This window comes from Enterococcus sp. RIT-PI-f, from assembly GCF_001297065.1.
Classification (GTDB): Bacteria; Bacillota; Bacilli; order Lactobacillales; family Enterococcaceae; genus Enterococcus_D.
Map to the genome: position 1 here is coordinate 208,094 of NZ_LHOX01000021.1, position 11,484 is coordinate 219,577.

Annotated in this window: 10 protein-coding genes; all 10 read left to right on the plus strand. The window is 43.4% G+C overall.

All coding sequences use genetic code 11. The features are described from left to right. Positions 1-17 precede the first annotated feature (17 nt). The 10 genes from AEQ18_RS14345 to lysS all read left to right on the plus strand — a co-directional run bounded on the left by AEQ18_RS14345 (position 18) and on the right by lysS (position 10,789). Complete coding sequence (locus AEQ18_RS14345; protein WP_054117033.1) at positions 18-1,628, plus strand: polysaccharide biosynthesis protein; 1,611 nt, start codon at positions 18-20, stop codon at positions 1,626-1,628. Further along, entirely contained in the window at positions 1,615-1,881 is a 267-nt protein-coding gene (locus AEQ18_RS14350; RefSeq protein ID WP_054117034.1) for an RNA-binding S4 domain-containing protein, read from the plus strand. Before AEQ18_RS14345 ends, AEQ18_RS14350 begins: the two co-directional genes overlap by 14 nt. An 83-nt stretch (positions 1,882-1,964) precedes the next feature. Next, a complete protein-coding gene (locus AEQ18_RS14355; protein WP_054117035.1) occupies positions 1,965-2,402 on the plus strand; it encodes an FtsB family cell division protein in 438 nt (145 codons plus the stop codon). A gap of 74 nt (positions 2,403-2,476) precedes the next feature. Further along, a complete protein-coding gene (locus AEQ18_RS14360; protein ID WP_054117036.1) occupies positions 2,477-2,920 on the plus strand; it encodes a S1 domain-containing RNA-binding protein in 444 nt (147 codons plus the stop codon). Between the two features lie 96 nt (positions 2,921-3,016). Further along, entirely contained in the window at positions 3,017-4,408 is a 1,392-nt protein-coding gene (gene tilS / locus AEQ18_RS14365; protein ID WP_054117037.1) for a tRNA lysidine(34) synthetase TilS, read from the plus strand. A 19-nt stretch (positions 4,409-4,427) separates the two neighbouring features. Beyond that, positions 4,428-4,973, plus strand: a complete 546-nt coding sequence (hpt, locus tag AEQ18_RS14370) for a hypoxanthine phosphoribosyltransferase (RefSeq protein WP_054117038.1) — start codon at positions 4,428-4,430, stop codon at positions 4,971-4,973. Between the two features lie 73 nt (positions 4,974-5,046). Continuing rightward, positions 5,047-7,158, plus strand: a complete 2,112-nt coding sequence (gene ftsH, locus AEQ18_RS14375; RefSeq protein WP_054117039.1) for an ATP-dependent zinc metalloprotease FtsH — start codon at positions 5,047-5,049, stop codon at positions 7,156-7,158. Between the two features lie 143 nt (positions 7,159-7,301). Then, positions 7,302-8,183, plus strand: a complete 882-nt coding sequence (gene hslO, locus AEQ18_RS14380) for an Hsp33 family molecular chaperone HslO (protein ID WP_054117040.1) — start codon at positions 7,302-7,304, stop codon at positions 8,181-8,183. Further along, complete coding sequence (dusB, locus tag AEQ18_RS14385; protein WP_054117041.1) at positions 8,184-9,194, plus strand: tRNA dihydrouridine synthase DusB; 1,011 nt, start codon at positions 8,184-8,186, stop codon at positions 9,192-9,194. Positions 9,195-9,295: 101 nt separating this feature from the next. After that, a complete protein-coding gene (gene lysS, locus AEQ18_RS14390; protein ID WP_054117042.1) occupies positions 9,296-10,789 on the plus strand; it encodes a lysine--tRNA ligase in 1,494 nt (497 codons plus the stop codon). The last annotated feature ends 695 nt before the right edge of the window (positions 10,790-11,484 follow it).

Below are 11,484 nucleotides of genomic sequence, written 5' to 3' on the forward strand. Positions count from 1 at the left end.
GGAAAGGGTCCGATGAGATGCCGAAATCACAATTGAAACGCACGATGGAAGGCGCATTTATTCTCACGATCGCATCGTTCATCGCGAAAATATTAAGTGCGATCTACCGTGTCCCTTTTCAGAATTTGGTGGGGGATGAAGGATTTTATGTCTATCAGCAAGTCTATCCGATCTATGGATTGGCGATGACGTTGGCCTTGTCAGGGCTGCCGCAATTTATCTCTCGGATCGTGGCGGAAGAAATCGATCCTCTGAAACGCAGAGAAAAACTACAGGTGATGATCCCTTACGTAATGTGGTCCGCTGTCGGTTTGTGGTTCGGCACCTTTGCCTTTGCCGGGCCTATCGCACAAGTCATGGGCGATCCGCAATTGGCCAATTTGATCCGGGTGGTTTCTTTTACATTCTTGTTCGTGCCGCCGTTGACATTTTATCGCGGTATCTTTCAAGGCAATCTGCAAATGGTACCCACTGCTGTTTCGCAAGTGGTGGAACAGTTGTTGCGGGTAGGTGTGATCCTGTTTGCAGCGATGTGCTTCCAACGGTTTGGCTGGACGATTTATCAAACAGGCACCTTGGCAATGGCTGGGGCGTTGATAGGCGGACTTGCGGCATGGCGGATTTTAAGCTATTATAGTCGGCAAATCGAAGGTAAAACGATTTCACTGAGAATTAGCAGAAGCGATGGCCTAAAGGCGGGTGAACTGCGGCAGCGATTTTTTCTGGAAGGTGGCCTGCTGACGGTCTATAGTGGTTTCTTGATTTTATTTCAGCTGATCGATTCTTTTTTGTTGACGAATGCCTTGGATGCTGGCGGTATGCCTGCACAAAGTGCCCGTATTGCTAAAGGGATCTATGATCGCGGCCAACCATTGGTTCAACTGGGATTGGTGATTGCGATGGCTTTAAGTTCAACGTTCTTGCCCACATTGACCAAATATATGACAGTCAGAAATCATAGACTTTTTGAGAAGTCGGCCAAGATGTATTTACGGCTCACGATCGGAATTGCTTCGGCTTCCGCTGTCGGTTTGGCTATTTTGCTGCCCTATATCAATTTTGCGTTGTTTAAGGATGGATCAGGCAATACGACATTGGTCTTGTTTGTCTTTTCCGTGGCGTTGATGGCTGCGATCCAAGCCTATCAGAGTATCCAGCAAAGCCGGAATATCTTTCGTTTTGGACTGATTGCCGCAGCGGTTGGCTTATTGACGAAAGGTGTATCAATGTGGCCGTTAACGGTCTATTTGGGTACAGCAGGTGCAAGTCTCAGTACATTGCTGGGCTTAGCGGCCACGCTTGCCTGTTTTGTCTGGTCAGAACACCGTGGGAAAGTAAGTAACTTGAATCAGTTCTGGTTTGAAGGCAATTATGGCAAGAAGTTGTTTGCTTGCTTAGCTGTGATGACGAGCGGATTGTTCTTGTATTATGCCGTTATCTCTATTTTGATCAACGGGACATTGGCACATCGCTGGCAGGCGTTTCTCTTTTGTATCGGTGGTGTGATCATCGGAGGGGGCATTTTTATCTTTACAGCGCTCAAAATCAATTTATTAACGATCAGAGAATGGCTGCTCGTCCCATTCGGGAAAAAAATATTAAGAGGTGGAAAACATGAGATTAGATAAATTCCTTAAAATTTCAAGAATCATCAAGCGTCGTTCAGTCGCGAAGGAAGTTGCGGACAAAGGACGTATCCAAATCAACGGCAAACTAGCGAAGTCGAGTTCGGATGTCAAAGTAGGCGATACTGTGCGCATCCAGTTTGGCAATAAAGTCTTGGAAATCAAAGTTAGAGAATTGCACGAGTCAACCAAAAAAGATGACGCTGCCAAAATGTATGAGCTCATTTCAGAAGAAAGAATTTCAGAAAATGCTTGATTTTTACGGCATTTTCAGTTAGACAAGCCATGTGTATGTTGGTATAATGTAAAAAACAAGCGTAACGACGGGAGCGAGTTCAATTGTCAAAAGATAAAAACAAAATAGAACTGCTGCAAACGGATTATGCAAAAGAAAAATTTGCGCAGTTTGAAAAAGAACGGCGTCAAGTTATTTTTCGCCGACGCCGACTCGCCGTTTTTTTCATCGCAGCATTGGCACTGTTTGCCATTGTCGGTATCCAGCTATTTAATGATCAAGTGCGATTGCAGAAGTTGAATGAATACAAGGCGGAAACGATCGCAAAACAAGAAGCTGCTGAAAAAGAAAACGCCGATTTAGCAAGAGATGTAGCTTTGTTGCAAGATGATGAATACGTGGCGAAATTAGCCCGCAGCCGTCTGTTCTACTCAAAGGACGACGAGAAGATTTATCCTGTTTTGCCGGATAGCAATGAAACAGACACAACAGGGGATGCGACTGAGGACAGTACCGAGTCGACAACAGCATCACAAGATTAGCAAGGTTATACCTACTCGATCGAGTAGTTTGAATGAATTTCAAATGGGTTAAAATTAGGAGGAACATTTTTTATATGTCAATCGAAGTTGGAGCGAAACTAAAGGGCAAAGTGTCAGGTATTACAAATTTTGGTGCGTTCATTGATTTGGGTGAGGGGAAAACTGGTTTGGTACATATCAGTGAAGTATCAAATGGTTTTGTAAAAGATATCCATGATGTATTAACTGTTGGCGATGAAGTCACTGTGCTAGTTACAGCCATTGGGAATGATGGGAAAATTGGTTTGTCAATCCGAAAAGCAGAAGACAAACCAGAAGAAAAACGCGAGTACCCGAAAAAAGAATTCAATCGGCCGAATCCGAAGAAATCTTTTTCACGCAATCAACCTGCCAATACAAATAAACAAGACTTCGATTCATTGATGAGTTCTTTTCTTAAAGATAGTGATGATCGTCTGTCATCATTACGTCGCAACACTGAAGGAAAACGCGGTGGCCGAGGCGGTCGACGCAACTAAAAGGTGAATAGCAAGTTAGACGAAAGCTGGGACAAAACCATTGGATTGTTTTGTTTCAGCTTTCTTTCTTGAGTACAGATCAAAGGAGGGAAGCGGATGGTCATTGAAACACTGCGGCAGCAATTGGCATCTTGCACATCGATTCCGCGACCGCGCTATTTGTTGGCTGTGTCGACAGGCGTAGATTCGATGGTTTTGTTGACGGCGATGGAAAAGTTATTCGCTGATCAAAAGGATAAACCCTTTGCTGTCGCACATGTCAATCATCAATTAAGGACGGCGTCCAAAGAAGAAGCAGCTTTCCTCAGCGCCTATTGTGCCACGCGGGGCATTGTGTATGTCGAAAGAACATGGGAAAAGCGTCCGGCAGTTGGAGTGGAAGCGGCCGCCAGAGCATTCCGATATGATTTTTTTAAAGAAATCATGGCACATGACCACTACCCCATCTTGTTGACGGCCCATCATGGAGATGACCAAGCGGAAACCATGGTAATGAAAATGGTGCGAGATGGCAGCCTGCATAACGCTTTTGGTATACGGCAAACGCAACATTTTGGCCAGGGTATCTTGCTGAGGCCGTTGCTAAAACTGAGCAAAGATGACATTCATGCATTTGCTGCGGCAAATCAAGTCCCTTATTTTGAGGACGAAACCAATCAACAAGATCTTTATTTGCGCAATCGAATCAGACATCACATCATTCCGACGCTGAAAAAAGAAAATGCACAGACCATTCCGCATTTCCAACAATTATCTGAAGAAATGATTTACGGGCAAGAATTGATCGCTGACCTGCAAAAAGAATGGTTGTCCCGTTATGTCGAGCGCAGAGAAAATCAGCAAATCGTTTGGCTGGAGCAACTGTCGGATTTGTCTAAGGCGGCCAGGTATTGGTTTTTTGCAGGCTTGCTGCAACAAACCAATAGCCAGCGAGGGGCGTTGAACCATAAACAACTGCAACAAGTTCTAGACGCATTGGACACGCCACAAGGACAATGGCAGATCGACATGGGGGACCGTTGGCAGATACGCCGCAGTTACGATGTCGTGATATTGGAACAAAAACCAGTCCCTTCAGAAACGGTTGTGTCGTCGAAACAAGAAATGCGCGTGGGAATTGGCAGTTCCTTATTCTTGTCAGAAAACGAATGGATCGGATTTTTTCGCAGTGATCATATCGAAATTCCCAAAAAAATCACAAATTGGTCGGAGTTTTCGCAAGATTTACCGCTAAACTATTCATCTGAGCTGATCCTTCGTAAACGAAAACCGGGAGACCGGATTCAATTGCAAGCCAATCTGCGCAAAAAAATCAGTCGTTACTTCATTGACGGCAAAGTACCAAATGAACAGCGGGAAAAAAGTTGGGTCGTCACGACCCCTGGGCAAGAAGTCGTAGCCTTGATCCCTTACGTATTTTCCTATTTGAGTATTGCGGCGGAAACTGATAAAATACACTACATACTTCTTTATAAATATCAGGAGTAAGAGTTGGAAGGAGAACTTTATGCTAGATAAAGACATTGAAAAAGTTTTGATTACACGTGATGAGATCAGAAATCGTTGTGTTGAGTTGGGTCAAGAACTAACAACAGCGTATGCTGATAAGAACCCGTTGGTTGTTGGTGTGTTGAAAGGTGCAGTCCCATTCATGGCAGATATCGTGCGTGAGATGGATTGTTACTTAGAAATTGACTTTATGGATGTATCCAGTTATGGCAATGCCATGATTTCATCTGGAGAGGTCAAGATCGTCAAAGATTTGGATACCAATGTTGAAGGCCGAGATCTACTGATTGTGGAAGATATTATCGACAGTGGCCGTACATTGGCTTATTTGGTTGATTTATTCAAATACCGCAAAGCCAAATCGGTGAAAATCGTTACACTGCTAGACAAACCAGAAGGCCGAGTGGTTGATATTGAAGCTGATTATATCGGATTTGATGTGCCAAATGAGTTCGTGGTCGGCTATGGATTAGATTACGCAGAACAATACCGCAACTTGCCTTATGTGGGTGTATTAAAACCAAGTGTTTATCAGTCAAATTAGTGACTGTTCTAAATCAATTGTGATACAATCAAATGGTCAGGATTGATAAAACAAAATAGCCAGGGAGGTACGCATGAATAAGAAAAATAACGGTATGGTAAAAAATACCTTATATTATGTACTCGTCTTGTTGGCGATGGTCATGGTCGTTTATTTCATTTTTGGAAATGGCAGCCAGCAAACACCAACGATTGAGTATTCTACATTTACAGAACAACTGAAAGACGGGAAAATCAAACAGTTTACTGTACAACCCGCCAATGGAGTGTATCGAATCGTAGGAGAGTACAACGAAGAACAGACAGTCAGCAATGACAATAGTTTATCCGTTTTAGGCGGAAATTCTTCATCAAGCTCAACTCGATTTACAACCATTGTGTTGCCAAATGACTCCACATTGAGTGAAGTAACCAGCCTTGCATCAACCGCAGGGGTGAAAACCACGATTGAAGAAGAGTCAAATAGTGGGATTTGGTTGTCACTATTGATCAGCTTCTTACCAATCGTGATCATTATCTTCTTCTTCTATATGATGATGAGTCAACAAGGTGGCGGTGGCGGCGGCGGTGGTGGCCGAGTGATGAACTTCGGTAAATCCAAAGCCAAAGAAGCCGACAAAAAAGCCAACCGTGTTCGGTTCTCAGATGTAGCCGGTGCGGAAGAAGAAAAACAAGAACTTGTAGAAGTTGTGGAATTCCTAAAAGATCCCCGACGTTTCGTCGAATTAGGCGCCCGGATCCCAGCAGGTGTCTTGCTTGAAGGCCCTCCAGGGACAGGTAAAACCCTATTAGCTAAAGCAGTAGCCGGAGAAGCAGGCGTGCCGTTTTATTCGATCTCTGGTTCAGATTTCGTAGAAATGTTCGTCGGTGTCGGTGCAAGCCGTGTCCGTGACTTGTTCGAAACAGCGAAGAAAAATGCGCCAGCGATCATCTTCATCGATGAAATCGATGCTGTCGGTCGTCAACGTGGCGCTGGCATGGGTGGCGGACATGATGAGCGTGAACAAACATTGAACCAATTGTTGGTTGAAATGGATGGGTTTGATGGCAATGAAGGCGTGATCGTCGTCGCTGCAACAAACCGCTCTGATGTATTAGACCCAGCATTGCTCCGTCCAGGTCGTTTTGACCGTCAAATTTTAGTTGGCCGTCCAGACGTGAAAGGTCGTGAAGCGATTTTACGTGTCCACGCCCGCAACAAACCATTGTCAGATGATGTTGATTTGAAAGTCGTTGCCCAACAAACACCAGGTTTTGCCGGTGCTGATTTGGAAAACGTCTTGAATGAAGCAGCATTGGTTGCTGCGCGCCGGAACAAGAAAAAAATCGATGCGTCGGATATCGATGAAGCAGAAGACCGCGTGATTGCCGGACCTGCGAAGAAAGACCGTGTGATCAATAAACGTGAACGTGAAATGGTGGCATACCATGAAGCGGGTCATACCATCGTTGGTTTGGTCTTGAGCCGTGCCCGTGTGGTGCATAAAGTAACCATTATCCCTCGAGGACGCGCTGGCGGCTACATGATTGCTTTACCAAAAGAAGATCAATTCTTGATGACCAAAGAAGATATGTTTGAACAAATCGTTGGCTTGTTAGGTGGACGTACAGCAGAAGAAATCATCTTCGGTGTACAATCTACTGGGGCGTCAAATGACTTTGAACAAGCAACTGGATTAGCAAGAAGTATGGTCACTGAATATGGCATGAGCGACAAATTGGGGCCAGTTCAATACGAAGGCAACCACCAAGTATTTGTTGGCCGCGATTATGGTCAAACAAAAGCCTATTCTGAACAAGTAGCATACGAAATCGACCAAGAAGTGCGCAAGATTTTAATGGATGCACATCAAAAAGCCCATGAAATCATCGAAGAACACCGTGCGCAACATAAGTTGATCGCTGAAAAACTGCTTCAACACGAAACATTGGATGCTAAAGCAATCAAATCGTTGTTTGAAGAAGGTAAAATGCCTGAAGGTACTGAGGATTCAGAATATCCAAGTGAAAAAGCACAGACTTTTGAAGAAGCAAAACGTGCGTTAGAAGAAAAAGACGCTGAAAAACAAGCTGCCGAAAAAGCAACTGCGCATCACGACGATCATGAAAGCAAAGACTTTGATCAACAACTGGAAGATGTTCGACGCAACAGCGAAGACACACATGAACCAGATGACAAAGCATAATCAATAAGCACTGAAAAGCATCGAGGAAACTCGATGCTTTTTCTTATGAATAAGTAGGCTTTTCTAAAATCGAATACAGACAGTTGAAAAAAAAGACACTTCCTAGTATGATTCACTAATGAATGGAAAAAAGGAGATTGAAGATGAAAGATTATCTAGTTAAAGCCCTAGCGTATGACGGGTATGTCCGTGGATATGCGGTATCAGCTACCCATACAGTAGCGGAGGCGCAAACACGTCATCAAACGTGGAACACTGCCTCAGCTGCATTAGGACGCAGCATGGTTGGCGGCCTTTTGTTAGGCAGTACCTTAAAAGGCGAAGACAAATTAACAGTAAAAATCCAAGGAAATGGTCCTGCCGGAGCGATCATTGTCGATAGCAATGGCCACGGGGACGTTAAAGGGTACATAAAAAATCCGCATATCAGTTTACCGCTAAATGCTGCTGGAAAATTGGATGTGCGAGGCGCTGTCGGTGACCAAGGTATTTTTACGGTCATTAAAGATTTAGGTCTTAAAGAACCGTTTTCCGGTCAAACGCCGATCGTATCAGGTGAATTAGGGGAAGACTTTACTTACTATTTAGCTGTTTCAGAACAAATTCCTTCGGCAGTAGGATTGAGTGTCTTGGTGGAAACAGACGACTCTATTCGTGCAGCAGGCGGCTTTATGCTGCAAATCATGCCCGGTGCCAGTGAGGAAATCATCGAAGCAATTGAAGCTAGACTAAAAGAATTGCCTCGCGTCTCTACCTTGATCGATGAAGGACAAACGCCTGAAGAAATATTGATGACCTTGATGCCAGAAGCTGGTGTAGAAGTGTTAGAGAAGCTGCCTGTTCAATTCAAGTGTGATTGCAACAAAGAAAAGTTTGCTACAGCAATCATTACGCTGGGCGCGCAAGAAATACAAGCGATGATCGATGAAGACCATGGTGCTGAAGCAGTGTGCGCCTTCTGTGGCAATAAATATCATTTTGACGAAATGGAACTAGCTGATTTAAAGAAAGAGGCGAGTGCATAATTGAAAGAAACACATACATGGTCGATTGGGAACGTTGAGATCCCCAATCGCGTTGTTGTTGCACCGATGGCCGGAATCACCAATTCAGCTTTTCGCGTGACCGTCAAAGAATTTGGTGCGGGTTTAGTGGTTTGTGAAATGATCAGTGATAAAGGGATTCAATTAAGAAACAAAAAAACCTTAGATATGCTATTCATCGACGAAACAGAACATCCGTTGAGTATTCAGATCTTCGGCGGCAATAAAGCTTCTTTGGTTGAGGCAGCGCAATTTGTTGCTGCACATACGACGGCTGATATTATCGATATCAATATGGGCTGTCCAGTGAACAAAATCATCAAAGCAGAAGCTGGAGCGAAGTGGCTGCTTGATCCAGACAAAGTCTATGAAATGGTGCATGCGGTGTCTAGCGCAATCGATAAACCAGTGACAGTCAAAATGCGGATTGGCTGGGATGACGAACATGTCTTTGCGGTTGAAAATGCCCAAGCTGCAGAAGCCGCCGGCGCTGCGGCTATTGGGATGCATGGACGAACTAGAGTACAAATGTATGAAGGTGCTGCTGATTGGTCTGTGTTGAAGCGTGTCAAACAGAATCTTACCATTCCATTTATGGGGAATGGGGATGTCCGGACGCCGGAAGATGCGAAACGTATGTTGGAAGAAGTGGGGGCGGATGCAGTGATGATCGGCCGAGCAGCTTTAGGCAATCCATGGATGATCCATCGAACCCGACACTATTTAGAAACAGGGGAACTATTGCCGGAACCTTCAGCCAGAGAGAAAATCGCGACGGCAAAACTGCACTTAGAGCGGTTGGCTGATTTAAAAGGGGAGAAAGTTGCTTCCAGAGAATTTCGGCAACATGCCGCCTATTATTTGAAAGGTACCTCTCGTGCGGCGAAAGTCAAAGCAGCGATCAATCAAGCGGAGGACAAACAAACCATGTTTGATCTGCTAGATGCTTTTGTAGAAAAAACCGAAGCGCAAGAAGCGGTAAAACTTTCGTAAATAAGCTGTAAAATCAAGCTGATTCAAAAGTTCGGCTTGATTTTTTGGCTGTTCATTGGCATTATAAGAAGGAAGCACAAGTTAAGAATGGAGGAAAACTCGTGACAGAAGAACGACAAACACAAGAAGAATTAAACGATCAAATGCTGGTTCGCCGTGAAAAGATGGACAAATTACGGGAAGAAGGTATCGATCCTTTTGGGAAGCGATTTGAGCGCACCCATAATTCTGCCGAGTTGCATGAGTTGTTTGATCAACGAACCAAAGAAGAATTAGCTGAAATGAATCTTTCTGCCAGTATTGCTGGAAGAATTGTAACCAAACGGGGCAAAGGGAAAGCTGGATTTGCCCATCTTCAAGACCGCGAAGGCCAAATCCAAATATATGTCCGCAAAGATCAAGTTGGAGATGAACCATATGAAGTGTTCAAACATGCAGATCTAGGTGATTTCTTTGGTGTGTCAGGGGAAATCATGAAGACGGATACCGGCGAAGTAACAGTCAAAGCCAAAGAAATCGTCATTTTATCGAAAGCATTACGTCCTTTACCAGATAAATATCACGGTCTAACAAACATTGAACAAAGATACCGTCAACGCTATTTAGACTTGATCAGCAACAAAGAAAGTTTTGATCGATTCATGAAACGCAGCTTGATCATCAGTGAAATCCGTCGTTACTTAGATGGTCAAGGATATATTGAAGTCGAAACACCAGTACTGCATAATCAAGCAGGCGGCGCAGCGGCACGTCCATTTATTACGCACCACAATGCATTAGATATTGATTTGTATTTGCGTATTGCGCTAGAGTTGCATCTGAAACGATTGATCGTAGGCGGCATGGAAAAAGTCTATGAAATCGGTCGTGTGTTCAGAAACGAAGGGATCGATACGACCCATAACCCTGAATTTACGATGTTAGAAGCGTATACTGCCTATACGGATTTTAAAGATGTCATGGACTTAACTGAAGGTATTATTCGTCATGCTGCAGAAAAAGTACTGCAAACTGCGACGATCCAATATGATGGACAAACAGTTGATTTAGCGAGTGATTTTGCCCGGATCCATATGGTAGATGCCATCAAGAAAGAAACCGGAGTTGATTTCTGGCAACCAATGAGCATCGAAGAAGCACGTCAATTGGCTAAAACCCATCATGTCGAAATAACGGATGCTATGTCAGTAGGACATATCATCAATGAATTCTTTGAAACATTTGTTGAAGAAACCTTACAGCAACCAACATTTGTCTTTGGACATCCAGTCGAAGTTTCTCCTTTGGCGAAGAAAAATCCAGAAGACGGTCGTTTCACAGATCGCTTTGAGCTGTTTATTGTTGGTAGAGAATTTGCCAATGCCTTTACAGAATTAAATGACCCAATCGATCAACGGGAACGGTTTGAAGCACAAGAAAAAGAACGCGAAGCTGGAAATGACGAAGCACATGGTGTGGATGAAGATTTCTTAGAAGCGCTAGAATATGGTATGCCGCCAACCGGAGGGTTAGGAATCGGTATCGATCGTTTAGTGATGCTCTTGACAGATGCTCAATCGATCCGTGATGTATTATTATTCCCAACGATGCGATAATCAGTCGAAAACCAATGTCTTTTAAAAAGGCGTTGGTTTTTGTTTTTATTGAAAAAGCAAGTTGAGACGGCTGTCAAAGGATATTTGTAACGAGAAAACGCATGAATAGCGAACGATAAAAAAGCGTCAATTAGTCATTGAACGGCTTTGCAAAATATCCATAAAAATAAATAGAAAATGATTGACCGATAGCCGTTTAGTTGGTATATTATTACATGTGCCAAATGACCGATACAATCAAAAAAACTTTTTTGAAAAAAAGGTTGACGCACGATAAAACAGATGATATTATAACGAAGTCGCAAAAATAAATTGATTGATCGTTGTTGATATGACAGCAAATTAATTGAAAAAAAGTTGTTGACAAATAACAAATCATTTGTTATTATGATTAAGTTGCTAAGGCAGCCGACACGTTGTTGCAAAACAACGAGCAAAAAAAACTTTTATAAAAAAGTGTTGACAATCGCTTGTCACTCTGATATGATATAAAAGTTGCTAACGCAACACTGTAGACCTTTGAAAACTGAACAAAGCAAGCAAACGAACCAATGTGTAGGACGCTTCATTTATATGAAGCAAATACATGCAAGCAATAGCTAGCAAAGTTTTAATTTTATGAGCTTAACGATCCTTTGGATCGTTCAAACAAATCATTATGAGAGTTTGATCCTGGCTCAGGACGAACGCTGGCG

What these genes read in the sequence shown, in the direction of transcription:
- AEQ18_RS14345 (WP_054117033.1), top strand. Translation starts at nt 18, where the DNA reads ATGCCGAAATCACAATTGAAACGCACGATGGAAGGCGCATTTATTCTC.
- AEQ18_RS14350 (WP_054117034.1), top strand. Translation starts at nt 1,615, where the DNA reads ATGAGATTAGATAAATTCCTTAAAATTTCAAGAATCATCAAGCGTCGT.
- AEQ18_RS14360 (WP_054117036.1), top strand. Translation starts at nt 2,477, where the DNA reads ATGTCAATCGAAGTTGGAGCGAAACTAAAGGGCAAAGTGTCAGGTATT.
- tilS (WP_054117037.1), top strand. Translation starts at nt 3,017, where the DNA reads ATGGTCATTGAAACACTGCGGCAGCAATTGGCATCTTGCACATCGATT.
- hpt (WP_054117038.1), top strand. Translation starts at nt 4,428, where the DNA reads ATGCTAGATAAAGACATTGAAAAAGTTTTGATTACACGTGATGAGATC.
- ftsH (WP_054117039.1), top strand. Translation starts at nt 5,047, where the DNA reads ATGAATAAGAAAAATAACGGTATGGTAAAAAATACCTTATATTATGTA.
- hslO (WP_054117040.1), top strand. Translation starts at nt 7,302, where the DNA reads ATGAAAGATTATCTAGTTAAAGCCCTAGCGTATGACGGGTATGTCCGT.